The organism is Ruegeria sp. HKCCD6428 (assembly GCF_013110595.1).
Lineage (GTDB): Bacteria > Pseudomonadota > Alphaproteobacteria > Rhodobacterales > Rhodobacteraceae > Ruegeria.
Genome location: NZ_WVQX01000005.1, coordinates 19,159 through 45,304, shown reverse-complemented (window position 1 = coordinate 45,304; position 26,146 = coordinate 19,159). Strand labels below are relative to the sequence as shown.

28 protein-coding genes and 1 tRNA gene are annotated in these 26,146 nt (G+C 56.0%); 18 read left to right on the top strand and 11 right to left on the bottom strand.

Features of this window, described 5'->3' with window-relative positions; all coding sequences use genetic code 11:
- Nucleotides 1-10 precede the first annotated feature (10 nt).
- A complete protein-coding gene (locus GS620_RS12755) occupies nucleotides 11-874 on the bottom strand; it encodes an MBL fold metallo-hydrolase (RefSeq protein WP_152457360.1) in 864 nt (287 codons plus the stop codon).
- A gap of 243 nt (nucleotides 875-1,117) precedes the next feature.
- Between GS620_RS12755 and GS620_RS12750 the strand changes: the two genes are divergently transcribed.
- Nucleotides 1,118-1,333, top strand: coding sequence for a hypothetical protein (locus tag GS620_RS12750; protein ID WP_152457361.1), 216 nt, complete (start codon nucleotides 1,118-1,120; stop codon nucleotides 1,331-1,333).
- A gap of 9 nt (nucleotides 1,334-1,342) precedes the next feature.
- Here GS620_RS12750 and GS620_RS12745 read toward each other — a convergent pair whose 3' ends face one another.
- Nucleotides 1,343-1,561, bottom strand: coding sequence for a hypothetical protein (locus GS620_RS12745; RefSeq protein WP_171117671.1), 219 nt, complete (start codon nucleotides 1,559-1,561; stop codon nucleotides 1,343-1,345).
- Between the two features lie 428 nt (nucleotides 1,562-1,989).
- Here GS620_RS12745 and GS620_RS12740 point away from each other — a divergent pair, with 428 nt between their 5' ends.
- Complete coding sequence (locus GS620_RS12740; RefSeq protein WP_152457363.1) at nucleotides 1,990-2,253, top strand: DUF2312 domain-containing protein; 264 nt, start codon at nucleotides 1,990-1,992, stop codon at nucleotides 2,251-2,253.
- A 581-nt stretch (nucleotides 2,254-2,834) separates the two neighbouring features.
- On the opposite strand, the gene GS620_RS12735 is transcribed toward GS620_RS12740, so the two are convergent.
- The 3 genes from GS620_RS12735 to GS620_RS12725 form a co-directional block, all read right to left on the bottom strand.
- Nucleotides 2,835-3,896, bottom strand: a complete 1,062-nt coding sequence (locus GS620_RS12735) for a YeeE/YedE family protein (protein ID WP_171172628.1) — start codon at nucleotides 3,894-3,896, stop codon at nucleotides 2,835-2,837.
- Nucleotides 3,897-3,937: 41 nt separating this feature from the next.
- On the bottom strand, nucleotides 3,938-4,246 hold the full coding sequence (locus GS620_RS12730; protein ID WP_152459831.1) for a metalloregulator ArsR/SmtB family transcription factor: 309 nt from the start codon (nucleotides 4,244-4,246) through the stop codon (nucleotides 3,938-3,940).
- 100 nt (nucleotides 4,247-4,346) lie between these two features.
- On the bottom strand, nucleotides 4,347-4,721 hold the full coding sequence (locus tag GS620_RS12725; protein WP_152457366.1) for a hypothetical protein: 375 nt from the start codon (nucleotides 4,719-4,721) through the stop codon (nucleotides 4,347-4,349).
- An 80-nt stretch (nucleotides 4,722-4,801) separates the two neighbouring features.
- On the opposite strand from GS620_RS12725, the gene GS620_RS12720 reads away from it, so the two are divergent.
- The 14 genes from GS620_RS12720 (at nucleotide 4,802) to GS620_RS12655 (ending at nucleotide 17,725) form a co-directional block, all read left to right on the top strand.
- Nucleotides 4,802-5,542: a cytochrome c biogenesis CcdA family protein gene (locus GS620_RS12720; protein ID WP_171616194.1), complete on the top strand. Its 741-nt coding sequence runs from the start codon at nucleotides 4,802-4,804 to the stop codon at nucleotides 5,540-5,542.
- 14 nt (nucleotides 5,543-5,556) lie between these two features.
- Nucleotides 5,557-6,135 (top strand): thioredoxin family protein, encoded by a 579-nt coding sequence (locus GS620_RS12715; protein ID WP_171330254.1) that lies wholly within the window; start codon nucleotides 5,557-5,559, stop codon nucleotides 6,133-6,135.
- A 131-nt stretch (nucleotides 6,136-6,266) separates the two neighbouring features.
- A complete protein-coding gene (soxX, locus tag GS620_RS12710; protein WP_171330255.1) occupies nucleotides 6,267-6,743 on the top strand; it encodes a sulfur oxidation c-type cytochrome SoxX in 477 nt (158 codons plus the stop codon).
- Between the two features lie 47 nt (nucleotides 6,744-6,790).
- Entirely contained in the window at nucleotides 6,791-7,207 is a 417-nt protein-coding gene (gene soxY / locus GS620_RS12705) for a thiosulfate oxidation carrier protein SoxY (RefSeq protein ID WP_152457370.1), read from the top strand.
- Between the two features lie 36 nt (nucleotides 7,208-7,243).
- Entirely contained in the window at nucleotides 7,244-7,573 is a 330-nt protein-coding gene (gene soxZ / locus GS620_RS12700; protein WP_171207066.1) for a thiosulfate oxidation carrier complex protein SoxZ, read from the top strand.
- A gap of 70 nt (nucleotides 7,574-7,643) precedes the next feature.
- Nucleotides 7,644-8,489, top strand: a complete 846-nt coding sequence (gene soxA / locus GS620_RS12695) for a sulfur oxidation c-type cytochrome SoxA (RefSeq protein WP_171207067.1) — start codon at nucleotides 7,644-7,646, stop codon at nucleotides 8,487-8,489.
- Between the two features lie 87 nt (nucleotides 8,490-8,576).
- Nucleotides 8,577-10,274: a thiosulfohydrolase SoxB gene (soxB, locus tag GS620_RS12690; RefSeq protein ID WP_171616192.1), complete on the top strand. Its 1,698-nt coding sequence runs from the start codon at nucleotides 8,577-8,579 to the stop codon at nucleotides 10,272-10,274.
- Nucleotides 10,275-10,298: 24 nt separating this feature from the next.
- A complete protein-coding gene (gene soxC / locus GS620_RS12685; protein ID WP_171616190.1) occupies nucleotides 10,299-11,561 on the top strand; it encodes a sulfite dehydrogenase in 1,263 nt (420 codons plus the stop codon).
- The gene (locus GS620_RS12680; protein WP_171363800.1) at nucleotides 11,545-12,870 is read left to right on the top strand and encodes a c-type cytochrome; all 1,326 of its coding nucleotides are present in this window, start codon (nucleotides 11,545-11,547) and stop codon (nucleotides 12,868-12,870) included. Before soxC ends, GS620_RS12680 begins: the two co-directional genes overlap by 17 nt.
- Before the next feature lie 17 nt (nucleotides 12,871-12,887).
- Nucleotides 12,888-13,580 (top strand): c-type cytochrome, encoded by a 693-nt coding sequence (locus GS620_RS12675; protein WP_171616436.1) that lies wholly within the window; start codon nucleotides 12,888-12,890, stop codon nucleotides 13,578-13,580.
- Nucleotides 13,581-13,604: 24 nt separating this feature from the next.
- On the top strand, nucleotides 13,605-14,867 hold the full coding sequence (locus tag GS620_RS12670; RefSeq protein WP_171207071.1) for an NAD(P)/FAD-dependent oxidoreductase: 1,263 nt from the start codon (nucleotides 13,605-13,607) through the stop codon (nucleotides 14,865-14,867).
- An 81-nt stretch (nucleotides 14,868-14,948) separates the two neighbouring features.
- A complete protein-coding gene (locus tag GS620_RS12665) occupies nucleotides 14,949-15,383 on the top strand; it encodes a DUF302 domain-containing protein (RefSeq protein ID WP_171363802.1) in 435 nt (144 codons plus the stop codon).
- A gap of 1 nt (nucleotide 15,384) precedes the next feature.
- Nucleotides 15,385-16,608: a 5-aminolevulinate synthase gene (hemA, locus tag GS620_RS12660; protein WP_171616188.1), complete on the top strand. Its 1,224-nt coding sequence runs from the start codon at nucleotides 15,385-15,387 to the stop codon at nucleotides 16,606-16,608.
- Nucleotides 16,609-16,666: 58 nt separating this feature from the next.
- Nucleotides 16,667-17,725, top strand: coding sequence for a YeeE/YedE family protein (locus GS620_RS12655; protein WP_171120759.1), 1,059 nt, complete (start codon nucleotides 16,667-16,669; stop codon nucleotides 17,723-17,725).
- Nucleotide 17,726: 1 nt separating this feature from the next.
- On the opposite strand, the gene GS620_RS12650 is transcribed toward GS620_RS12655, so the two are convergent.
- Nucleotides 17,727-18,671 carry an MBL fold metallo-hydrolase gene (locus tag GS620_RS12650; RefSeq protein ID WP_171616186.1) on the bottom strand — a complete coding sequence of 315 codons (945 nt, stop codon included), beginning with the start codon at nucleotides 18,669-18,671 and terminating at the stop codon, nucleotides 17,727-17,729.
- Nucleotides 18,668-19,594: an MBL fold metallo-hydrolase gene (locus GS620_RS12645; protein ID WP_171616184.1), complete on the bottom strand. Its 927-nt coding sequence runs from the start codon at nucleotides 19,592-19,594 to the stop codon at nucleotides 18,668-18,670. The genes GS620_RS12650 and GS620_RS12645 overlap by 4 nt, the downstream gene beginning before the upstream one ends.
- 386 nt (nucleotides 19,595-19,980) lie before the next feature.
- On the opposite strand from GS620_RS12645, the gene GS620_RS12640 reads away from it, so the two are divergent.
- Both GS620_RS12640 and GS620_RS12635 read left to right on the top strand, forming a co-directional pair.
- Nucleotides 19,981-20,066 (top strand) — tRNA-Leu (locus tag GS620_RS12640).
- Between the two features lie 351 nt (nucleotides 20,067-20,417).
- Nucleotides 20,418-21,209, top strand: coding sequence for an inositol monophosphatase family protein (locus GS620_RS12635; protein WP_171616182.1), 792 nt, complete (start codon nucleotides 20,418-20,420; stop codon nucleotides 21,207-21,209).
- Nucleotides 21,210-21,212: 3 nt separating this feature from the next.
- Here GS620_RS12635 and GS620_RS12630 read toward each other — a convergent pair whose 3' ends face one another.
- From GS620_RS12630 to GS620_RS12615, 4 genes are read right to left on the bottom strand one after another with little or no spacing between them, the layout of a single operon-like run.
- Nucleotides 21,213-21,779, bottom strand: a complete 567-nt coding sequence (locus GS620_RS12630) for a histidine phosphatase family protein (RefSeq protein ID WP_171616180.1) — start codon at nucleotides 21,777-21,779, stop codon at nucleotides 21,213-21,215.
- Nucleotides 21,780-22,850 carry an ABC transporter ATP-binding protein gene (locus GS620_RS12625; RefSeq protein ID WP_171616178.1) on the bottom strand — a complete coding sequence of 357 codons (1,071 nt, stop codon included), beginning with the start codon at nucleotides 22,848-22,850 and terminating at the stop codon, nucleotides 21,780-21,782.
- Nucleotides 22,847-25,063 (bottom strand): iron ABC transporter permease, encoded by a 2,217-nt coding sequence (locus tag GS620_RS12620; protein ID WP_171616176.1) that lies wholly within the window; start codon nucleotides 25,061-25,063, stop codon nucleotides 22,847-22,849. Before GS620_RS12620 ends, GS620_RS12625 begins: the two co-directional genes overlap by 4 nt.
- Entirely contained in the window at nucleotides 25,064-26,089 is a 1,026-nt protein-coding gene (locus GS620_RS12615) for an ABC transporter substrate-binding protein (protein WP_171616174.1), read from the bottom strand.
- Nucleotides 26,090-26,146: the final 57 nt, after the last annotated feature.

Sequence of the window (26,146 nt, the reverse complement as noted above, 5' to 3'; positions counted from 1 at the left end):
TTGACTTGCGTCAGATTTTGTTCACCGGCAGCTTCAGGAATACATCGCCTTGCTCATCGGCAGGCGGCATTTGCCCCGCCCGCATATTGACCTGCAAAGAGGGCAGGATCAGGCGCGGCATGGCAAGGGTGGCGTCCCTTGCGTCACGCATTTCCACGAATTCTTCGATGCTGCGTCCTTGTCCGATATGGACGTTCAGCGCTTTCTGTTCACCTACCGTCGTCTCCCAAGCATATTCATCTCGGCCCGGCGCTTTGTAGTCGTGCCCGACAAAGATGCGCGTTTCGTCCGGCAGCGACAGGATTTTCTGGATCGATTCAAACAGTGTGGCTGAGGAGCCTCCGGGAAAATCGCAGCGGGCCGTGCCGAAATCCGGCATGAACAGCGTGTCGCCTACAAAGGCGGCGTCGCCTATTACATAGGTCAAGCAGGCCGGGGTATGGCCCGGGGTATGAAGTACATCGCCGCGCATCTGCCCAATGTGAAAACTGTCCCCCTCCGAAAACAAGGCGTCGAACTGGCTGCCATCGCGCTGGAACTCGGTTCCTTCATTGAAGACTTTGCCGAACGTGTCCTGCACTGTGACGATCTGAGCGCCAATTCCGATTTTGCCACCCAGTTCCTGTTGCAAGTAGGGGGCCGCAGACAGGTGATCGGCGTGAACGTGGCTTTCCAGAATCCACTCAACCTTTAGATCATGCGCGCGCACAAAGTCGATGATTGCGTCAGCCGATTTTGTCTCTGTGCGCCCCGAAGCATGATCGAAATCCAGAACACTGTCGATGATGGCGCAAGCACGCCCTTGCGGTTCATGAACAACGTAGGACACCGTGAAGGTTTGATCGTCAAAAAACGCTTTCACTGCGGGTGTCATGATTTCCTCCGTATCGGTTGTCATTATCATATATGTAAAATGGAATGTGATGCAACATCGAACCTGTGTTTGATGCGCGTCAAGGCATTCACGATTAAATCAGCTTAAACTTTAGCCCATCCGCGCCGGATTGCCGAAAACGCGAATGTGTTGGGCAATATCCCGCACAATTTCAGGTTAATATCAGCGGGTCTTATTCCCGTTACCTATATCTGGGATACTGGCGACACTTGGGAGGGTATTATGACATCGACAAGTCTTTATTCCGAAGCAGAACGGCTTGAACAAGAGCTCAGAAATGCGTGCCTTGATACGCGTTTGGCGCTTCAGCCGAGTGTGAGCAAGGTTGTCGACCGTATGCGACAGCAGGGGATGCAGGTGCCGTCCCGCCTGCGGCGTCTGGATGCAGCCCTGTGCGAAGACGCTATGGAAGCGCAGTTCGACAACTTGCCGATTTGAAACAAGTGGTCATCCAAAGGATATCCCGAGGATGACCAGCATCAATCCAAGGACGGACAGGAACAAAGACGCCAAGTTCCAGGGCAAAACGCCCTGAACGGTCGCGCGCAGTTCGTCGTCTGACAGACCCGCCTTGCGCGCTTTCATCACGCGAAGAATACACCAGATCAGGCCGGCGAGGCCGGTCAGAGAAAGGGCTGCGCCGCCCCAAGTGATGAATTCGAACATGGTGCCCTACATCTCTTCGTGAACTACCCCCGCGCTTACCGGATCGGATCACGCCGTACAAGTGCGCTTGGGGATTGTGTGGGATTGGGTGCTTGCGACCCGGGCGGCGGCATTGTATCCGGCTTCCTGCATCAGATTTCAGCCCTTGGGACGGACGCGTATGGAAGGCATCATCAAAGATCAGGCTGCCCCCAACTGTCGCGTGACTGCCGATGAGCCGTGCCAGTTCATCGAACGGTTTGAGGGGCTGGATGCGGTGAATACAACCTGGTGGAACAACGGAAAGAAGCCATGGCCGCGGCCCGGGCACGTCGTTGCTTCTACCTCTCGAAAACTGTTTTGTGTGTAGCAACCAAAGCTTGAGGCGAATACACGAGGTATGAACTGTATTCTCTTAGCGGTGATGATCCAGAATTGGGAAGAATTGGATGAGCATGTCGGAAGAAGCAGAAGCAAGTTACAAGGTCACCTCTGGGGAGTTGCGCCAATTTGTTGAGCGTATCGAGCGCCTGGAATTGGAAAAGAAAGACATCGCGGATCAAATAAAGGAAGTGTACGCAGAGAGTAAATCGCGCGGCTACGATGTGAAGGCTCTTCGCAGCATCATTTCTCTCAGAAAAAGAGATAAGGATGATATTGCCGAGCAAGAGGCTGTCATCGAGATGTACAAAGAAGCCTTGGGCATGAACTAAGGCCGGTTCTTGGCAAAAGCGCTAATTCATTCGGGCTGACGAAAGCTTTGCGAAGAAATGCGTGTCACTGGCCAAGACTGCAACATGTACAGCCAGACAGGGCAGAGAATTCAAAAATCGCAGACTTGGCTGGCTGTCCGGTGATTGCTTTTTTGCCTCGGTGGCCTTGTGGGATTGCAGGGTCCTTGCTGACGACCAAATCTCGTTTTCGCTGGCAGGTCTTCAATGTGTCAGAAAGCCGAAACTACGGTTGCTGAAGTCCTTGTTGCCTTTTTTGATAGTTTATCCGAGGCAAGACCTGCCTCGTGATTGCCTGAAGGCTTGCGGCTCAAAGGCTGGGTTCTTTTGGCATTGAAGATCGTTGAAGATTCCTGTTCCGCCTTTTGCGGAGTGACGCATGCGATTGGGCTGTGCAGAATTCTCGACCGACCCTGGGACATTGCGGGTGCGAGCGCCGCAAACCATTCTTTAGATCAACCAAAAGACCGGTCATGTACCAACCAACAAAGCCTGACCACTCAAGTGGGGCTACTCGGCGCGACCGACACCTTTTTGGCATAAGGCATGGTGGTGTTAAGAACTCAGCGCTCGGTAATGAAGGACAGCCCGGACACGAGTTGTCTCAGTCCAAGCGCCGCGCCTGCAAAGATCGCGGCGAATGTCACAGGCGCGCTGTAGGCCAGAAGTGAGAAGGCAGATATGCCTTGTCCGACGCTGCAACCTACTGCGATGATCGCTCCGGGGCCCATGATCGCCGCGCCCAGCATCTGCCGTTTCAATTCGCGCGGATCTTCGCAGGCTTCCCAGCGAAAATGACCCTTTGACCAGGACCCCAAAAACGCGCCGATCAGAACGCCCGAGACTGATCCGACGGCAAAAGACAAAGTGTTTCCGGACGCTGTCATCAAATAGAATATCGTGTCACCCAAGGGTGCCGCGAAGGTATGGGTTTGCACCGGCTCACCGTCAAAACCGTGGGTTGTTACCCAGTTTGTGCCAAGCCAGCCCGAGACGATCGCCAGTCCAACCACAGATCCCCAGAACACCTGCGCTGGCGTGCGGCGGAACTGCTGGTTCGCCAAAGCGAAGACCACCAAAACGACACCGACGGCAGAACCGACGAACCACGCCGGAACAGAGGTCAACCGTTCAGCTAGAAAGCTGACGCTTTGGGGCGCGCTGATATCCATTTCCACTGGAAACAGCCAAACCCGCAGATATGCCAGGGGGCCGGACATTACGACATACGCCGAAAGGCCCATGATCAGGACGATGACGAAGGATCGAAGGTCGCCACCTCCCAGCCTTGCCAGCGCCCCATAGCCGCAGTTCCCGCTGATGGCCATTCCATAACCGAACATGAGGCCGCCCACGATCGAACCGATCGGGTTCCAGGTCTGGGCAAGGTAGCGTGTTCCTACAGGGTCAAGCCACCCGAACGCCATGGCGGCATGGCATCCAACAATCGCAACGCCAATCGCAACCGCCCACATGCGAAGTCGCCGATCATCGCCTGCGTAAAGGAAGTCTTCGATTGCACCCAGCGTGCAAAAGCGACCGATGCGTGCAGCCAGCCCCAAAGCGATGCCCCCAATCAAACCGATCAGAGCAACGGCATTTGCGTCTCCCAATGCTTCGAACATTGCCAGTCTCCTCCCAAAGCTGGCGGCGTCTTGACCGGCTTCTACGTCTCCCGGCAGAAAAGATCGTAAACGACTTCCAGAATTTGCGTCGAACGATCATCAGCCAATCTGTAATAAATTGTCTTACCCTCGCGCCGTGTTTTGACCAAGCCTTCAAAGCGCAGTCGGGATAATTGTTGGGATACGGCGGCCTGTCTCGCCGACAGCATCTCTTCCATTTGGGTGACGGACTTTTCACCCGATGACAGATAGCACAAGATCATCAGACGCCCCTCGTGGCTGATGGCCTTCAGGAAGTTTGATGCCGTCTGGGCATTCTCCATCATTCGGTCCAGATCTTCCGCACACATGTCCTTTGTGAACACCGGCAGTTTCGATGGTTTGTCCAAAAGGATCGCCTCGCTTTCTCAGCTTCACGCATTCAAAACAGTTTATGTAATTTGCCGCCGATTAGCCAGAGGTCTCAACCTGTACCCCTGCGTCACGCAGCATCACGCCCAACAACCCCCAGAAAAAGTCTTCGCCGGGGTAGCCTTCGATCCGGCCGACTTCTTGGCCGTTGTCCAGCAAAACAAAGGTCGGAGTGTAGTAGAGAGGTCGTTTTAGGGTGATCCCATCCGGCAGGGATTCATGGATGTCGACACGCTGAAGCGGGGCGGCAACTCCTTCTTGTGTTTTCGGGTAGATCCCCGAGATTTCGGAATCCCATCGGGCACACCACATGCACCCATCTTCTTCGGCCATCAGAAGCGTCATTTCAGCCCGTAAAGCCAGGGGCGAAACAAGCAACGTGACCGCAAGCACAAGCAGGAAAAAGTGGCGCATCTCAAGCTCCGATTGACCGCAGCGTCATATCTTTATTACTTTGAATGTATGAATGATAACGTGCCAGGACGGGTTTGACCATGCTCGACATCACATTTGCAGGGGCTTTGGTCGCAGGGCTGTTGTCATTTCTGTCCCCGTGCATCCTTCCGATTGTGCCGTTTTACCTCAGTTACCTGGCGGGTGTCGGGATGGAGCAGATTTCTGCCAGTTCAGTCATTTCTGGGAACGTTCGCCGCAGGGCAGCGCTTTCTGCAATCGCTTTTGCAGCAGGGATCATAACGATATTTATGGCCCTTGGAGCCACGGCTTCGATATTCGGTCAAATGATCCGCGAATACTTCGATATCCTTCGTTGGATTGCCGCGGCCATCATCATGGCGATGGGCTTGCATTTCCTGGGGCTGATTCGCATCGGATTCCTGTATCGCCAGTTTCGGGCAGATGTCGGTGAAACATCAAACCCGAGCCTGATTGGTGCGTATGTTCTGGGATTGGCGTTTGCTTTTGGCTGGACGCCCTGTGTCGGGCCCGTGCTTGCTGCAATCCTGTTTACGGCGGCCGGAACCGAGACGGCTTGGCGCGGTGCGATGCTTCTATTCGTTTACGGGGTGGGAATGACCGCCCCCTTTGTTCTGGCGGCCTTTTTGGTGCGCCCCTTCATGCAGTGGATGGCGCGGTTCAGAAAGCATTTGCCTCTGATCGAGAAGGCCATGGGCTGTCTGTTGATTCTGTTCGGCGCTCTGATCGCAACCAACTCGATCAATCGCGTGGCTCAATGGATGCTGGACCATATGCCCTGGCTTGCGACCATCGGATAATTCGGGAGGACAACATGAAGCGAACATTGTCAGTTTTGATGGCGTGCTTGGTGGGCGTGGCGGTTTCCGCCGCCGAGCTTGGCGACGACGGGTTGCATAAAACACCGTGGATGCGCGACACGTTCAAAGACCTTCGCGAGGATCTTGAAGAGGCGTCAGATGAAGGCAAACGCCTGGTTTTGTTTATCGAGCAACAGGGCTGCATCTATTGCAAGAAAATGCACGAAGAGGTTTTCCCCCAGCCCGACCTGGCGGCGTACATCGAAGAGAACTTCTTTGTCGTCCAACTGGATCTGCACGGAAGCACCACGGCCACCGACTTTGACGGGGAAGAGAGCGAGCAAAGAGCGCTGATGCGCAAATGGGGGATTCTGTTTACGCCGACCCTTGTATTTCTGCCGGAAGAGGTTCCCGAGGACGCCACCGCCATTGATGCAGCGGTTGCAGTCATGCCGGGGGCGTTTTCGAAAGGAACAACCATGGATCTGTTCACCTGGGTCTTCGAAAAGCGGTACGAACTTGAAAATGGTGAAGATTTTCAGCGTTACCACGCACGGCGCATTCAGGAGCGAAACAATGTTTCGCAAGACTGAGGTCGGGGGATATAAATAAAAAAATTCATTGTAATGAATTTAATGTTGCGACAGACCGCCCTCGTCGACTACGGTACACAAATGCTTTGGGTCGCAAAGCGCCGTCGGCGTGTTAGCAAATGGGAGGGATCATGAAGCTGAGACTCTTAACATTGGTCTGCGCAATGACAGGGGGTGCCGCGTTCGCCGCGGATACCGACCCGAAAAACGTAACCTACGGTGAATATGGTGCCGTAGAGGTCTCGTTGACCGGCGCGGCCGGTGACGCGGCAAATGGCGCGCTGATCGTTGGCGACAAGTCAAAAGGCAATTGCGTGGCGTGCCATGCGGTCTCGGCTTTGGCCGATATTCCGTTCCATGGCGAGGTTGGCCCGGCGCTGGATGGTGCCGGTGATCGTTGGTCCGAGGCCGAGCTTCGCGGATTGGTTGCAAACGCGAAAATGACGTTCGAAGGCACGGTGATGCCGGCATTCTACAAGGATGACGGCTATATCCGCCCGGGCGACGCCTATACCGGCAAAGCCCCGAGCGAACCTCTGACGTCGATCCTGACAGCGCAGGAAATCGAAGACGTGGTCGCGTTTCTTGCAACCCTGAAAGAGGAATAGTCGCGCTTGTCCAGCGTGATTTTTCGAAGATTCAAAGGAGATTGAAAATGGAACTCTCTCGCCGCGAAACTCTGGCCCTTGGGTTGGGCGCCGCGTTCCTGACAATGATGCCGTTTCGTGCAAATGCGGCCGCTGAGGATGCGATTGCCGCGTTTACCGGTGGGGCGGATGTGGCTGACGGCGGTGTTACACTGACGGCACCTGAAATCGCCGAAAACGGAAACACCGTACCGATCGAAGTAAGCGCCCCGGGTGCGGCGTCGATTCTGATCGTTGCAGCAGGCAACCCCGAACCGGGCGTCGCAACGTTCAACTTCGGCCCGTTGGCCGCTGAACAGGCTGCTTCAACCCGTATCCGCCTTGCCGGAACGCAGGATGTCATTGCCGTGGCGAAGATGGCAGATGGCAGCTTTGCCAAGGCATCCGCGACCGTAAAAGTGACAATCGGCGGCTGCGGCGGCTGATAGCCACGCGCGCCTCGAAGAACAGGAGACTAACCAATGGCATCCGGTGTGAAACCCCGCGTCAAGGTTCCCAAGAAAGCCGCAGCTGGCGAAACCGTCACGATCAAGACATTGATCAGCCACAAGATGGAAAGCGGACAGCGCAAGGACAAAGAAGGCAACGTCATACCTCGGTCGATCATCAACCGTTTCAGCTGTGAGTTTAACGGCGAAATGGTGATCGATGTGACGATGGAGCCGGCAATCTCAACCAACCCGTATTTCCAGTTTGAGGCAACCGTGCCCGAGGCAGGTGAGTTCGTGTTCACCTGGTACGATGACGACGGCTCTGTCTACGATGAGAAGAAATCGATCGAGATCGCCTGACGGCTCGACCACTAAGGCAGATCAGCGCCGGACATGACGTTTGGCGCTGGTCCACCAAGGGAGGAACGTAATGAATACAAAGGCATTAACGGCGATCGCGGCAGTTCTGGTTTTCCCAGTGGCAGCAATGGCCGGACCTGACGAAGACGATCTTGTGATCAATGACGAGCTGGACATGACCTCGGTCACCGAAGCGCCGGCGCATCTGGAAAACCTGGACACGATCTATTCCGGTTGGCATTTCCGTACGGATGAAACCCAGGCCCTTCAGATCGATGATTTCGACAATCCGGCGATGATCTTCGTCGATCAGGCTGCTGACCTTTTTGAGACGGTCGATGGGGCTGCCGGCAAAAGCTGTGCCTCGTGCCACGACGGGGTGGAAAGCTTCAAGGGATTGCAGGCTTCCATGCCGAAGGTTGATGCCGAAACCGGCAAGCTGGTGGTCATGGAAGATCTGATCAACGCGTGCCGGACCGAGCACATGGAGGCCGATGCCTGGAAATGGTCCGGCGGCGATATGCAGGGCATGGTCGCTTTGATCGGACTACAGTCACGCGGGATGCCCATGAACGTTGCCATCGACGGTGATGCCGCCCCGTATTGGGAACAGGGCAAGGAAATGTACTATACTCGCTATGGCCAGTTGGAGCTGAGCTGTGCCAACTGTCATGAAGACAATTGGGGCAACATGATCCGGGCAGATCACCTGAGCCAGGGAATGATCAACGGGTTCCCGACGTATCGCTTGAAACAGGCCAAGCTGATTTCGCGACACAATCGTTTCCGCGGTTGTATTCGTGATACGCGGGCGGAAACCTTTGCCGAAGGTTCAGACGAATTCCGTGCGCTGGAGCTTTACGTTGCCTCGCGTGGCAACGGGCTTTCAGTCGAAACCCCGGCTGTGCGCCAATAACGAACGACCCGCGTGGGCGATGTCCGGCGCGGGTTTTTCAAGAATGCAACATTCACACATTTATATGTGTAACAGGAAAGCCGAAAGATGATTTCTCGACGTGACTTCTTGCAGGTTTCAATGGCGGCATCGGCTCTGTACGGAGCGTCCGGGTTTGGCAATTGGGCCAGGCTTTCCGCGCAGCAAAGTCTGACGCAGGATCAACTGCTGGAGTTTGAGACCTTTGGCAATATCAGCCTGATCCATGTCACTGACATCCACGCGCAACTCAAACCGATTTACTTCCGTGAACCCGAGATAAACCTGGGTATCGGCGAGGCGAAAGGGCAGATGCCGCACGTCACGGGGGCCGCATTCCGCAAGGCCTACGGGATCGAGGATGGCAGCCCGTCCGCCTATGCGCTGACATACGACGACTTTGCGGCCCTGGCAAAGACCTACGGTCGGGTCGGTGGTTTGGACCGGGTCTCGACGGTGATCAATGCCATCCGTGCGGACCGGCCCGATGCCCTGCTTTTGGATGGCGGCGATACCTGGCACGGGTCTTACACCTGTTACCAGACGGCTGGTCAGGACATGGTCAATGTCATGAACGCGCTGAAACCTGATGCAATGACCTTTCATTGGGAGTTCACTCTGGGCAGCGACAGAGTCAACGAAATCGTCGAAGGGCTGCCCTTTGCCGCCTTGGGTCAGAACATTTTTGATGCCGAATGGGATGAACCAGCGGAATTGTTCAAGCCCTACAAGTTCTTTGACCGGGGCGGTGCAAAGGTTGCCGTGATCGGGCAGGCGTTCCCTTACATGCCAATTGCGAACCCGGGTTGGATGTTCCCTGAATACTCTTTCGGCATTCGGGATGAGAACATGCAGGCAATGATCGACGAGGTTCGCGATGCCGGTGCCGATGTCGTCGTCGTCCTCAGCCATAACGGCTTTGACGTGGACAAGAAAATGGCCGGTCGGGTGCAGGGGATCGACGTGATCCTCAGTGGCCACACCCATGATGCGCTGCCCGAGCCGATTCTGGTGGGCAAAACGCATATCATCGCGTCAGGCTCGAACGGCAAGTTCGTCAGCCGCGTGGATCTGGATGTGCGGGATGGGCAGTTGATGGGGTTGAAGCACAAGCTGATCCCGATCTTCTCTGATGTTATCGCTCCGGATCCTGCGATCACCGCCCTGATAGATGAGCAGCGCGCGCCCTATGAGGCGACGCTTAGCGAAGTGATCGGCAGAACGGACTCGTTGCTCTATCGTCGCGGCAATTTCAACGGAACCTGGGATGACCTGATCTGTGATGCCCTGCTCAAAGAGCGGGAGGCAGACATTGCCATGTCCCCCGGTGTTCGTTGGGGGCCGTCGATCCTGCCGGGGCAGGAGATCACGCGCGAGGACATCTGGAACGTCACTTCGATGTCATATCCGAATGCCTATCGCACGGAAATGACGGGAGAGTTCATCCATGTGATCCTCGAGGATGTTGGCGACAACCTGTTCAACCCTGATCCCTACTACCAGCAGGGCGGCGACATGGTCCGTGTCGGTGGGCTGGGCTACCGCATCGATGTGAACAAGCCGCAAGGGCAGCGGATCAGCGAGATGACCCTGCTCAAGACAGGTGAAGCGATTGATCCGTCGAAAACCTATGTCGTGGCCGGCTGGGCCAGCGTCAACGAAGGCACCGAGGGTCCGCCGATCTGGGATGTCGTCGAAAACCACATTCGCAACCTTGGAACCGTAACGGTGCAAGAGAACACCAGCGTCGATGTCGTCGGCGCCTAAGAAACAGATGGAGACCTAAGAGATATGGATGACGCGTTCAAACCGTCCCGCCGGGCCTTCCTGAAAGGCAGTGCCGCGGTCGCCGCGGGGTCAGTTGCAGGTGCGGCAGTGGCAGAAACGCCCGACCCCCTGATAACAGAGCTTCAGGATTGGGCGTCTTACACGGGTGCAGGCGTTGACGAGACACCCTATGGCATGCCGATAAGCTATGAATCCCATGTCGTGCGCCGCAATGTGGAATGGCTGACCGCCTCTCCGATTTCGTCGATCAACTTTACTCCGATCCACGCGCTTGATGGCACAATCACACCCCAGGGATGTGCTTTTGAACGGCATCACTCGGGCGCAATCGAGCTGCGCAAGGAAGACTATCGGCTGATGATCAACGGGCTGGTCGATCGCCCGCTTGTCTTTACGTATGACGACATCGAACGTTTCCCGCGCGAAAACCACGTGTATTTCTGCGAATGCGCGGCGAACACCGGGATGGAGTGGGCGGGCGCGCAGCTCAACGGCGTGCAATTCACCCATGGTATGATCCACAACATGGAATACACCGGTGTTCCGCTGCGCACGCTGTTGCAAGAGGCCGGCGCCGATATCTCGCCCGACAAATGGGTCTATGTCGAGGGCGCGGACGCGTCGTCCAATGGCCGCTCCATTCCGATGGAAAAAGCGCTGGATGATGTGTTGGTGGCCTTCAAGGCAAATGGCGAGGCCCTGCGGATGGAACATGGCTATCCTGTGCGCCTGGTCGTGCCAGGCTGGGAAGGCAACATGTGGGTCAAATGGCTGCGCCGGATCGAGGTCGTCGACAGGGCGGTCGAAAGCCGCGAAGAAACTTCGAAATACACCGATGTCTATTCCGATGGCACGGCCCAGAAATGGACTTGGGTGATGGATGCGAAATCCGTCATAACCTCGCCCAGCCCGCAAATGCCGATCAAACATGGGCCCGGGCCGCTGGTGATTTCAGGGCTTGCATGGTCAGGCCACGGACAGATTACCCGTGTCGATGTGTCCAAGGACGGCGGCATCACGTGGGAGACAGCACGCCTTGGCAAGCAGGGCGACACCAAGGCTTTGACACGTTTCTATCTCGACACGAATTGGAACGGGGCGCCCATGCTCCTACAGGCCCGAGCAATGGATGAGACCGGCTATGTACAGCCAACCAAAGACCAGCTGCGCGAAAAGCGCGGCGAGAACTCGGTCTATCACAATAACTGTATCCAGACGTGGTACGTAAGCGCAGAGGGGATCGCCGAGAATGTCGAAGTCTCTTAGTCATGTTTTCCTGCCCGTATTCGGCGGCACGGCGTTGGTGCTTGCGGGGGCGTTGGTGTTCGCCAACCGAAACTTCGGCCAATCGAAGATCGAAATTTTGGAAACCCGGATTGGTCAGGTTGAGGCCCACGCAGCAGCCGCACAGGAAAAAGCGAAGACAGAAGCCGCACGAGCAGCCCAGCTTGAGCTCAAAGTTCAGGAAATTCAGGCCGCCGCAGCGGAACGGGTTGCGAATGGCGCGAACCTGACCGCACCTGCGCCCAGCCACGAGGGCACCTATGGGCTTGGACGGCCTGCGCTAGAAGAAGAGATCGCGGCCTGGGACGTTGACGTTTTGCCGGACGGGCGGGGCTTGCCTGTCGGATCGGGCGACGTTTGGACCGGGGAAGAAGTGTTTGCCGACCGCTGCGCGTCATGTCACGGAGAGTTCGCGGAAGGTGTGGACAACTGGCCCGTTCTTGCCGGTGGGTTCGACACGCTTGCAAACGAAGATCCCGTGAAGACCGTCGGGTCCTACTGGCCGCATTTGTCTACAGCCTGGGATTACATTTCCCGATCCATGCCATTTGGCGAGGCGGGCACTTTGACCGCAGATGAGACCTATGCGATTGTTGCCTACATCCTTTATTCAAATGATTTGGTGGATGACGATTTCGAACTGAGCAACGAAAACTTCGCCGAATTCGAGATGTACAATAAGGACGGTTTTGTCGTCGATACACGACCCGAGACCGAGTACGCCGAATGGCGCAAAGAGCCTTGCATGGAAAACTGCAAGGCAGAGTCCGCTGTCACGATGCGTTCCGTTTTTCTGGTCGAGACGCCGCCCGAAGGTGGGTCGAACTCGGTGATGAATGATGCCACCGTTGAGGGGTTGCCGACATTCACTGCGGACGGCCCGTCGTTCATTCCGGCAGCGGCACCCAAGCCCGAGGAAGAAGCCGCTGCGGAGCCAGCCGTTCAAGAGGCCGAAGAGACCGACGAAGCAACGGAACTGGTTGCCGCCGGAGCGAAAGTCTTCAAGAAGTGCAAAGCCTGCCATCAGGTTGGTGAAGGTGCAAAGCACGGCACCGGGCCGGCTTTGAACGGAATAGTCGGGGCCAATGCAGGATCGGTCGAGGGGTTCAAATACTCCAAGGCGATGAAAGCCGCATCCGAAGCCGGCCTTGTTTGGACGGATGAGGAAATGGCGGCCTTCCTGACGAAACCCAAGGATTACATGAAGGGCACGCGAATGTCTTTTGCAGGGCTCCGGAAGCCAGACGACGTTGAGGCCGTGATTGTCTACCTCAAATCGTTCGGAAGCTGATCGTGCGGTGGTCGGACATAGTGGCGTGTGCGGCGGTTGTGGCGGCTTTCGCCACATCGACCTACGCAACCGAAGACCTTGGTGATGCCGAGGCCGGGAAAACAGTGTTCGCCAAATGCAAAGGCTGCCATCAGGTTGGCGAAGGCGCGGAAAACAAAATCGGTCCGCATCTGAATGGTGTCTTTGGGCGCAAGGCTGCGGGTCTTGATGGTTTCAATTATTCCAAGAGCCTTGTGCGCGCGGGAAATTCGGGTTTGAAATGGCACGCTGACACTTTGTCAGCCTATATCGAAAATCCACGTGCATTTGCGTCGGGCACAAGGATGAGCTTTCGCGGTCTGAAAGACCCGGAAGACCGGGCCAATGTGATTGCCTATTTGCGAGGGTTTTCAGACAACCCTCGGGACATTCCCGAAGCGGACCCAACCGCGAAAGGCACGGACCATTCCGTCGATCCAGCGATCCTGGCGATTCAGGGAGATCCCGAATACGGCGCATATCTCAGCAGCGAATGCACGACGTGCCATCAGATCGAGGGAAGTGACGAGGGTATCCCGTCGATCGTGTATTGGCCCGACGAGGATTTTGTCGTCGCCATGCACGCATACAAGGACAAAAAGCGGCCACACCCGGTTATGCAAATGATCGCCGGAAGGCTGAGCAATGACGAGATCGCGGCGTTGGCCGCATATTTCAATAACCCAGAGTGATTGTGCCTAAGGGGAGGAAACGCGATGACACTCAATAGACGTATATTTCTAGGAGCCGCCGGGGTGGCGGCAGCCGGATTATCTGCACCGATGGTTCTGGCTCAGGGCAGGCCCCGGGTCGTTGTTGTCGGCGGCGGTGCAGGCGGCGCTACGGCTGCCCGTTATATTGCGAAGGACAGCAAAGGTGAGATCGACGTGACGCTGATCGAGCCGTCGCGGACCTACTACACCTGCTTCTTCTCGAACCTGTATCTTGGAGGGTTCCAGGAACTTTCGGATATCGCGCACAGCTATGGAACGCTTGCTGCCGACTATGGGATAAACGTGGTCCACGATTGGGCCATCGGTGTTGACCGCGATGCCAAGACTGTATCCTTGGCCGGGGGGGGCTCGGTCCCGTATGACAAACTGATCCTCAGCCCGGGTATCGATTTTGTCGACGGGGCTGTTGAAGGCTGGGACGTCTCGGCGCAAAACAAGATGCCGCATGCGTACAAGGCCGGCTCGCAGACAGAGCTTCTGAAAGCTCAGATCATGGCGATGCCCGAAGGCGGTACTTTTGCGATGGTTGCACCACCAAACCCGTACCGCTGCCCGCCCGGACCCTATGAGCGGGTCTCGATGGTTGCGCATGTTCTGAAAGCAAACAATCCCACGGCGAAAATCATCGTGGCGGATCCGAAACCGAAGTTTTCGAAGATGGCATTGTTCCAGGAAGGCTGGGCAAACCATTACGAAGGCATGGTCGACTGGATTGGTGAAGACTTCGGTGGGGGAAATGTCTCGGTAAACCCGGACGCGATGACGGTGACCATCGACGGAGAAGAGACCAAAGTCGACGTCTGCAACGTGATTCCGGCGATGAAAGCCGGACGCATTGCCGAAATGGCCGGAGTGACCGAAGGCAACTGGGCGCCGGTCATTGCCGCGGACATGTCCTCCAAGGCGGATCCGGACATCTATGTCCTGGGCGATGCCAGCCAGCAGGGTGACATGCCGAAATCGGGTTTCTCGGCCAACAGTCAGGCGAAAGTGTGCGCGAATGCCGTGCGGGGCGCGTTGACCGGATCCAAGGTGTTCCCGGCCAAGTTCTCCAACACCTGCTGGTCGCTGATCGACACGGATGATGGCGTGAAGGTTGGCGCAACCTACGAGGCGACGCCGGAAAAAATCGCCAAGGTAGACGGCTTCATCAGCCAGACGGGCGAAGATGCCGATCTGAGAAAAGCAACGTATGAAGAGTCGCTGGGTTGGTATGCCGGTATCACCTCGGACATGTTTGGATAGAAGTTCTCGGGTGTTTTGACAAGGGTCAAAGCCCCCGAAGCTCAATCTGAGAAACTGCGGCTCAGGAGGAGGATCAAGATCATGAAACACTTAATCATCACGGCCGCGTTTTTTGCGGTCTCTGCCAGTCAAGGGCTTGCCGAGGATATCATCACGACCCCCTTTGATGGAAGTTTTGATGATGCCACCTTTGCGGTCGAATCCGCAATTGTCGGGCAGGGGCTGGTCATCGACTATGTGAGCCACGTTGGCGAAATGTTGAACCGAACGGGCGCTGATGTCGGCAGCGACAAACAGATATTCGCGGCGGCGGACATCTTTATTTTTTGCTCGGCAAAGATTTCGCGTGAGGTGATGGAAGCAGATCCGATGAATATCGGCTATTGCCCATACGGGATATTCGTGACCGAGGACGATGACGGGGTGAAGGTAGGATACCGAAGCTATCCGGACGGCCCAATGCAAAAGGTCCAGACCCTGTTGTCTGGAATCGTTGAAGAGGCCGTTGGGGATTGAAATGAACTACCGGCAGTATTTTCGAGATCAACTTGATCAACTGAAACAGGAAGGAAACTACCGGGTTTTTGCAGACCTCGAACGTCAGTGCGGCGCGTTTCCTAAGGCGCGCAGTTACACGGGGAATGGTCCCGAAAAAGTCACTGTCTGGTGCTCGAACGACTATCTTGGAATGGGCCAGCACCCAAAAGTCCTCGCAGCCATGCACGGGGCGATTGACAAAAGTGGTGCCGGGGCAGGGGGAACGCGGAATATCTCGGGGACCACGCACGAACATGTGCTGTTGGAGCAGGAGCTTGCGGACCTTCACGGCAAGGACGCAGCATTGCTGTTCACGTCCGGCTATGTATCCAATTGGGCTGCGTTGGGAACCTTGGCGTCCCGCATCCCCGGCATCACGGTTCTGTCCGACGAATTGAACCATGCCTCGATGATCGAGGGGATTCGTCACAGCCGTTGTCAAAAGCGGATCTGGAAGCACAACGATCTTGAAGACCTTGAAAGGCAACTTGCGGACTTGCCTGCAAATGCGCCCAAGCTGATCGCGTTTGAAAGCGTCTATTCCATGGATGGCGATATTGCACCGATTGCCGAGATCTGTGATCTGGCGGACCGATATGGCGCGATGACCTATCTGGATGAGGTTCACGCGGTCGGGCTGTACGGTCCGCGCGGCGGTGGCATCGCCGAGCGCGAGGGCCTGATGGACCGCCTGACCGTGATCGAAGGGACTTTGGGCAAGGCGTTCGGCGTGGTCGGTGGGTACATCGCGGCGTCGAAAGAGCTTGTCGACTTTGTCCGATCCTTTGCCAGCGGATTTATTTTCACCACTGCTTTGCCTCCGGCCGTGGCGGCAGGAGCTGCGGCTTCGGTGAAGCACCTGAAGCAAAGCAATGCAGAGCGGCAACAGCACAATAAGCGCGTGCGCGAAGTCCGGGACAGGCTGGACGATCTGGGTATTCCCCATACACCGAACCCAAGCCACATCATTCCGGTCATGGTCGGCGATCCGGTCAAGTGTCGCTTCATTTCGGATGTGCTGATGCGTGACTATGGGATCTACATTCAGCCCATCAACTATCCAACTGTCCCCAAAGGAACGGAACGTCTGCGGATTACGCCGTCGCCGGTGCACACCTGTGAAGATGTCGACCGGCTGGTATCCGCATTGGGTGAGTTATGGACGCAATGCCAATTGGCGCGCAGGCCGATGGCCGCGCAATGACGATGACGAATTGATCAAAGGCAAGGACACATACGCAACGAAGTGAGAGTTTCTGCCCATGGAGAGGCTCATCGATCTGCTGGGAGACCCGGGCGCCTTGGCATTTGCCGGAGTGCTCGTCGGTATCTTGTTCGGCGTGACGGCTCAGAAGTCCCATTTTTGTTTGCGCGCGTCGACTGTCGAAGTCGCCGAAGGTAAGCTTGGCCCCCGTTTGGCGGTTTGGCTGATCGCCTTTACCGCGGCACTGACGCTGGTCCAGGCGCTTGTCTCGCTTGAATTGCTGGACCTTTCAGAAGCACGCGCCATCGCGTCAACTGGCAGCCTTAGCGGTGCGGTTATTGGTGGGGCGATGTTTGGCATAGGCATGGTTCTTGCGCGCGGATGCGCATCTCGCCTGCTGGTCTTGGCCTCGTGCGGCAACCTGCGTGCACTTGTGACAGGATTGATTTTGACCTTGGTGGCCCAGGCAGCCTACACAGGAGTACTCAGCCCGGCCCGTGAAGCGATTTCCGGTCTGTGGACCATCTCAGGAGGCGCACAGCGCGATCTTTCAGCAATAATCGGGCTTTCACCACCGGCCTATACAGCCGTTGCCGCAATTGGATTTGTTCTGGCAATTGTGTTTGCTTTTCATAGAAATGTCGCACCTGCAAAGATCGTGACAGCCGCAGGCGTGGGCGGGGCAGTGGCGCTTGGGTGGTTCATGACATATTCCATCGCGCAAGCTTCTTTCGAAGTCGTGCCTGTGTCTTCAGTGACGTTTACCGGCCCGGCCACAGACACGCTGATGGCGTTGGTTGCAGAGCGAAATGTGGTGCTGTCTTTCGGCATCGGCCTTGTTCCCGGCGTGGCCATTGGCGCAGCAGGATCTGCCATCATTTCCGGCGAGTGGAAGATCGAACGTTTTGGCTCGGATACCCCGATGGAACGTTACCTGGTCGGAGCTGTCCTCATGGGGTTCGGAGCGATGCTTGCCGGAGGTTGCGCCGTGGGCGCCGGGCTTTCAGGCGGGTCCGCCCTGTCATTGACAGCCTGGCTTGCCGTTTTCTTCATGTGGGTTGGGGCGATAGGCACGCACAGGTTTTTGATGCGGCTGCCGGTATTGCAGCATTCCTGACTTACTCGAACTCCATCTGTTCGAAAACGCGCCCGGCATTCTTTGTTGCCAGTTCCTCGTACGTGTCCAGATGGGCATAGGGGGATTGATCGACATAGTAGGCTTCGGTCAGATCGCCGCCTGCATCCATATGTTCTTGAATCCTGGTTCGCAGGTACACCAGGTAATCGCGTGTATAGCGGCGCACCTGATCCATATTCGTGGGATGACCGTGCCCGGGAATGACATACGTGGCATTCAAAGCCTCGAACTCGTTGTCCCAGGTTTCCAGCCAATCCGCGGTATAGGTATCCTGAAAGATCGGCAGCATGCGCTCGTGGAACGCCATGTCACCCGCGATGACAAGGCCTTGGTTCGGCAGCCAGATCGAGATATCGCCGGGGCTGTGGGCCGGTCCGAGGTATTTGGCCTCGATCCGGAAGTCGCCCATCTCGATCACGTATTCATCATCGAATGTCTCTGTTGGGCCTGCCAGAAACGTGCCCTCTGCCTTGTCCTGATTGTATCGTTTCATGCCCTCCAGAATCTGAGGGCCATACTCCTCGAACTCAGCTGCTGCATCCGAATGGGCGACGATTGGAACACCGATTTCCGACCAGTAGGCATTGCCAAGCATCGCGTGCCCCTGACCGTTTTCGTTGAAGACAAGCGTGACCGGCTGATCCGTAACCGCCTGAATTTCCTTGTGCAGCGCCTCGGCAAGGACATAGGCCGCACCGCCGTTGACAACGACCACGCCTTCACCGGTCACGATGAAGCTCAGGTTGTTGTTGTGACCAGAGTTTTCGTAGGTCGGCGGAGCGGTTGCGCCAATTGCGGAATAGACGCCAGGAATGAACTCGACCGGCTTGGAATACAGAACGCTTTGCGGATACTGGTCAGCAATATCCTCGCTTGCCCAGGCTGGTGTGACCAAAGCAACCGCAATCACGAATGATCGTATCATGACGCCTCTCCAATGAATCTGTAGGCAGAACCGGTCTTTTCGACGCGGCCAATTCCACCGTTCGGCAGGTGGAAGCCGATTATTCTCATTTCCTCTTCGGAAACCTGATCCAGCAGAGAGTAACGCGCCGCTGCGGCGACCTGGGGATCCTGATCCGTTCCACCGTGCCAATCGGGGTGTTCAAACGCCACGTGCGGATTTCCCAGCGCGTCGCCGACGACCATCACGGACTCACTCCCATTTCGAAGCTCAAAAGCCATGTGACCGGGCGTGTGCCCAAAGCTTGCCCGTGCCGCAATGCCCGGAAGTATCTCTTGCCCATCCTCGAAGAACGCGACCTGATCTTCAATTGCTTCCAATCGCCGTTTTGCACCGGCCGCGAACGCGGTGCGATCTTCACCTATCGTGTCCACCGTTGAGGGGTTCCACCAATAATCCCATTCTTTGCGTCCAATGAGGTGCGTCGCATTTGGGAAAAGCAGGTCGTCGAAATCATCCAGAACACCCCAGATATGATCCGGGTGCGCGTGGGTGAAAACCACATGCGTGACACTTTCGGGCGACAGGCCGATTGCTTCAAAAGTTTCCATCAGTTTGCCCGATGTGGGCATGAAGTCCGGCCCCGCTCCAGCATCGAACAGCACGGTGTTTTCATCACCTCGATAAAGCGTGACGTTGCACTCTGGCTCGTACTTGGTCGCGTCCGCTTGAGTGCGGGTCAGAAATTGCTCGACCTCCTCTTTGGGCATGGCTCCGAAAACAACATCAGGTGGCAATGACAGGTATCCGTCTGACACGGTCGTAATTCGGGCTGAAGGACCGAGCCGCAGCTCTGCTTGCACGATCCTGGCTTGAGCTCCAAGTGCCGCAAGACACGTGGCATTGAACAGGAAGCTGCGTCGGGACAAAGAAATTCCATTCATACGAAATCATTAAAATGAATATTATTATTTGTAAACGATGGAAGTGCCAACAAAGGATCATTCCAAGACGCTGAAAAACCGGCCAGGTCTACTTTGCGATTGGGCGAAGAACGGTTCTCAGCGGTGGCAAATGGACAGGACGACAAGGTCATGCGCAAAGTGAACGCGCAGCGCAATCCGCGCGAAGATGGATTGCCGAGGAAGGGATGATGTCGGAAAGGCGATTGTTACGTGACCTCGAAACAGGGGAGGGGCCCAGCTGCAGAACGACGGCGATGGCAGAACCAGCTTTCCACCGAAAAATCCCAAACCATCTGCGTCAAAGCGCATTGTTCTCATCCCTCTGTGCTTGTAAGGAAATTGCACGGCCTTAGGGGCTGCGCCGTGCGGGCGTGATGGAATGGTAGACATATCAGACTTAAAATCTGAAGGGCGTATGCCCGTGTGGGTTCGAGTCCCACCGCCCGCACCAAAAAACCGTATTAGCGTTTTTGAAAAAAACAAATATAATATGGCGACTTTCGTGCCCCACATTCTGCGCCACACTTGTTGAGGTATGCTTGCCAATCAGGCGGCCTTTTCTTCGATTAGACTTTCCAGTTCAGCAACCTTCGCCAGATTGACGCCTGTGCCCTAATGAACCATCAATTTGCGGTCTTTCTCGGTGCACAAGAACGATTGATCCGATTGAAATGGCGTGTAGACCATTCACTAATGATCCAGGGAGGAACGCATAGGCTCTGAAACTCGATCAGTCTGGAGCCTGGTCTTCGCTTGGCCTACAGTGTTGCTGGGCAACTCTCCAACCGAAAAAGGAGCACTTATGTCCCGACTTTCAGAACGTAGAGACTTTGCCACCGAAATCTGCAGGCAGGCTGGGTTAGTGGCCAAAAAGTTCTTTGCAGATCGGGTCAATCTTGTCGTTGATCAAAAAGGCGCTCAGGATTGGGTCAGCGAGGCGGACAGGAGCGTCGAGACCTTCATTCGTCAAAAGATCTCGGAGGCTTGGCCCAAAGATGGCGTTTACGGTGAAGAACATGGCGCGGTAGCGGGAGAGAGTGGCTTTGACTGGGTTATTGATCCAATTGATGGAACCACGAATTTCGTGAACGGTATTCCAGCATGGACCATTGTTCTGGCTGGTGTCACCAACGGCCAAACGGAGATTGGCGTGATCCATGATCCAAACGTGGATGAAACATTTGTCGCAACGCGCGGAGAAACAGCGACACTTAACAGATCACCGATACGCGTCGCTTCAGGAGTGCCGTTGCGCGACGGAACTGTGGCAGTAGGATACTCGAACCGGATTGAGAGCCGTCATGTTTTACCCGTGATCGAGGATTTGATCGAGCACGGGGCGATGTTTCACAGAAATGCCAGCGGAGCGCTTTCGTTGGCCTACGTCGCTGCCGGACGCCTTCTGGGCTATGTCGAGGAACACATGAATGCTTGGGATTGTCTGGCTGGGCAATTGATGGTCGCGGAAGCGGGTGGCGTTGTCGAGGATCAGAACGCCGATGCGATGATCCGAGACGGCGGGCGCGTGATCGCAGGCACGCCAGATGTGTTCGAGACGTTGCGTGAGATCGCAGAGAACGCTTGGAGCGCTTAACGTCTAAGTAAAAGAGACCCAACCTGAATCAGGTTTGAGTGTCGCTAGATCAGCCTGCCAGAAATGGCCTTGTGAGGGCTGGTCATACTTGCGGTCTATCAAACAATCCGAAAGTGCGCACCAAAGCAATGTGCCTACTGCCCCGTGGGTCGCGATTGCAAGATCCCCGGCATGATGCGTCTGGACTATCTCTGTTACTGCGCGATGAATGCGTCTCTGCGCCTCGACAGCTGTTTCCCAACCACGATAGCTCCTATCCGGCTGAGCAAAGAAAGCATCGGCTGCGGCCTCGAAATCGTCCCGAGGCAAGTAACCGGTTGCGCTGCGGTCGTTCTCACCAAGGCCCAAGTTGCAATTCACGGGTAGCGCTCGTGGTGCAGCAAGAATCTCACCTGTTTCGCGGGCCTTCCGCTCGCTGCTGGTCCATATCTGCGCCACGTTGGACAAGACTTCGCTGGATGCAAATTCAGTAGCGCGTTTGCGGCCCACAGCGTTCAAGCCCCATTCGGTTATCGGGACGGCCGGATCGATTGCGACCTCGGGGTGCGTAATGATAATGAGTTTCGGCATTTAATCCGGCAAAAGAACGGGGCCTTTGTCAGAAAAGCCCATTTTGATTTCGGTGCCGGGATCCAGCGGCGCATCGACGTCATCGTGAACGGCAAAAACCTGACCGAATTCACCGGTCAGCGTGTATTCCATCCGAACGCCAACATAGGTCGCCTTGGCCACCGTGGCTGGGATGCCTTGGTCTGAGCCGATGACCAGACGAGAGGGTCGCACGGCAATGGTCGCGGGTCCTTCGGACAATCCGCGACGTGGTAGCGTGTGACGGTAGCCTTCTATTTCTATCGTTGCCGCGTCGCCATTGATATCGACGATTTGGCATTCCAAAAGGTTTGCCTCGCCTATGAAATCCGCAACAAATCGGTCGTTCGGGGCATCATAAAGCTGGCGTGGTGTGCCCATTTGGGCGATTGCTGCATTGCGCATGACAACAATTTCATCCGAGACCGCCAGTGCCTCCTCCTGATCGTGGGTCACGTAGACAACTGTCAAACCAAGATCTTGCTGGATTGCCCGAATATCCTCTCGCACCTGACGGCGAAGCTTGGCATCGAGGTTGGACAGCGGCTCGTCGAACAGCAGAACCTGCGGCTCAAGAACCAGCGCGCGGGCGACTGCAACACGCTGTTGTTGACCCCCTGACAGTTCAGAGGGAAGACGACTGTCGAACCCCTGAAGGCCAACCAGTTCCAATCCATTCAGAGCGCGGCTGCGGGCTTCTTCCTTTGCAAAGCCCGAGAATGTGAGGCCATACATCACGTTTTCCAGCACGCTCATGTGAGGGAAAAGCGCGTATGACTGGAACACCATGGATACGTCGCGGTCGGTGGCAGGCAACTTGGTCACGTCCCGATCTCCGATCAGGATCTTGCCCGAGCTTGCCATTTCCAACCCGGCAATCATGCGCAGAGTCGTTGTTTTCCCACAGCCTGACGGGCCAAGCAGTGTGACGAGCTTTCCCGCCTCGACGTTCAGGTTGATGTTGTCGACGGCAACGACATCCTTGCCGAACACTTTCGACACGTTCTCAAAGCGTACCGGGGCGGCCTTGGAACCGATTTTGGTGTCGGTCATGGCGATGTCTCCGTTCCGTGCTGCGTGCGTCGGCCAATCTGGACCCGACCGACGAGAAGTTGCAATAAGCCGACCGCCGCGAGCATCACGAAGATCAGCGTCGTCGAATAGGCGATCGCAAGGCCATAGTCGTTGTTCTCGACCCGACCGATGATGTAGCTGGTCGCCATGTCATATTCTGCGCTGACCAGAAAGATGACGGCCGAGATCGCCGTCATGGCGCGCACAAAGCTGTATACAAGCGCGGCAAGTATCGCAGGGCGCAACAGCGGCAGAATGATATTTCGGAACGTCTGCCACGAGTTTGCACCAAGGGTCAGCGAGGATTCATCAAGGCTGCGGTCAAGCTGCGACATGCTCGCGATCCCCGCACGAACGCCGACCGGCATATTGCGGAAGATGAAGCTGACAACGAGAATGACACCCGTACCCGTGATTTCAATTGGCGGAACGTTGAAGGCCAGGATGTAGCTGACGCCGATCACTGTCCCGGGGATAGCGAAGGACAGCATTGTTCCAAATTCGAAAGCGTTCTTGCCTGCAAAACTTTGTCTTGTCAGCAGATAGGCGGTCACCAGGCCAACGGCGGCAGTCAATGGCGCAGCAATGGCCGCGATGGTTATGGTGGTCCAGAAACTGTCCCAAGCTGCCCCGGTCCAGCGAATACCCTCTTCTTCGAAGCGGACCGAGAATGCAGTGATATAGTGTTTGATCGTCAGCGAGTTATCGACGCCCCACAGCTCGACAACACTGCCGTAAATGATCATCGCGTAGACAACAATTGTGAACAGCGCCCAGCCCAGAGCGATGAGCAGCACCGGAACAGAAAGGCCAGTGGGCATCAGTGGATGAACGCCGGCATCCCCTTTGCCAGTGACGGTTGTATAGCTTTTCTTCCCCAGCCAGACACGCTGCGCGTAGAAGGCGGAAAGAGTAAAGAACAGCAGCACCATGGCCAGAACCGCGGCCCTGCCCTGATCGTACTGAGCGCCGACGATGGCAAAGAATATCTCGGTCGAAAGCACGTCGAAATTCCCGCCCAATACAAGCGGATTTCCGAAATCGGCCATGCTTTCGATGAAGCCCAGAAGAAATGCGTTCGCAAGACCAGGCCGCATCAGGGGCAAGGAAACCGTCTTGAATGTCTGCCATCTGCTGGCGCGGAGCGTTTGCGCCGCTTCTTCCATCGACGGAGAGACACCTTCAACCACACCGATCAGAACAAGAAACGCAATTGGCGTAAACGCGAGTGTCTGCGCGATCAGGATGCCCGGCATTCCGTAAAGCCAGCGTGTCGGTTGCGTGCCGAACAGTTCGGCAACGAACCGGGTGACAGAGCCGGACAGGCCAAAAAGCAGGATCAGCGCCAGGCCGATCACGAATGGCGGGGTGATTATTGGCAGAACGGTCAGAGCCCGCAGCACGCGCTTGAAGCGAAAGCCTGAGCGCGTCACGACAAGTGCAAAGCAAAGACCCAGGACCGTGGTGATGACGCCAACGAGGATGGCGAGGAACAGTGAATTCCAGGCTGCGCCACAACGCGCGCCCTGAAAACACCCCAGACCCCACAATCGATCATCGAAAAACTTCGAGAAGAAGACCGCGATGGAATACGCGCCGTCTTCGGTGATGAAGGCAGCGAAAAGCATCTTCGCGATGGGAAAAAAGACAAACGCGGTGACAATTGTAATAACGCCCCCGATGGCGCTTACGACAAAGACGTCACCGTTAATGGCACCCCTTGCCGCGATCCCCTGAGTAAGCAGGAACAGAAAGCTCGAGGCGCATATCATCGCGCCATAGCCCATGCCGAACTGACGGTCGCCAAGTTCGCCAAACATCGCCTCCAGCCAATTGAAGTTGAAACCTCTGATGCCAATGCTGAACCCCTGAGCGATCAGCCAGCCAAAGCCAAGCGCCCCTGACAGGATCAGTATGCGGGCGTAAACTGGATCAGATTTGGTGCGCTTCAACACCAGAAGCGGCAGGGCCAGTGCGATCAAAAGCGGAGCGAGCCAAAGTTTTTCACCTTGGCCAATCAGAAACGCAGCGGGGGCGTAATCCTCATCGAATGGATAGCCGTCCAAAAGCCACTCGAACGACCAAAGGCCGCCGTCGACCATGTACCAAGGTAACAGGCAGAATCCGACCCACCCGGCCGTGATCCAGAAGATCAGGACCGGATGGGTCGTTTTTGACGTCTGGTCAGTCATTTACTGCGGCAGAGTCGAAACCTCTTCGTCCCATTTCTGCAACAGACGCTTCCGTTCGTCTGAGGACCCATACTTTTTGAAGTCATAATCAATCAGCTTGATCTGACTCATGTTTGGCGCGCTCTCCGAAGTTATTGCGTTCTTGTTCGACGGTACCTGAAACGCGTTGACCTGAAGAGCAAGATTCTGAGCTTCTGGAGACAGCGCCCAGTCATAGAACTTTTTCGCCTCTTCTTCGTTGCGCGCCCCTTCAATAATCGACATCGAGCCGATTTCGTATCCCGTGCCCTCGCATGGCGCGACGACCTTAATCGGGAATCCTGAAACGGCCTGCTTCACGGCGTCATGCATGAAGACGATACCAATGGTGTTCTCACCACGACCGGCGGCCTTGATGGGCGCGGACCCGGACTTGGTATATTGGTTGATGTTCGAATGCAGACCCTTCATGAACTCAAAGCCTTCGTCCTCGCCAAAGATCTGAACCATCGACGCCAGCGTGGTATAGGCCGTACCTGATGAGTTCGGATTCGCCATCTGAACGTGGCCTTTGTATTCGGGCTTCAGCAGGTCTTTCCAACAGGCCGGTTCGGGCAGGTTGTTTGCAGCGATAAGATCGGAATTGTAGCCGTAGCCAAGTGCGCCTGAATAGATGCCGATCGTCTTGTTGCCCGCGCTTTCTGCCTGGGATATCGCCCAATCATGAAGCTGGTCGCGCATCGGCGAAATGTATTCCATCGTCAGGCCCTCTTCGGCGGCCTGCAAATGCGGATCACCCGTACCGCCCCACCAAACGTCCCCTTTCGGATTCGAGCTTTCGGCGCGTATTTGTGCAAAGGTTTCCCCTGACGACTTCCGGGTCATGTTGACGTCGATGCCTGTTGCATCTTCAAAGCTGCGCGCCATCAGTTGGCACCAGTCTTCTTGCGCCGAACAATAAAGTGTCAGCTTGTCGGCCTGTGCCGCCGACAGTGACGCAGCCAGGGCGATCACCGATCCAACTGTTGTGGATATCAATTTCCTCATTTTCTTCCTCCCTTTGAGCTTGATGCGTCCGGGTTTCCCGGTTCTTTCATGCCCTTC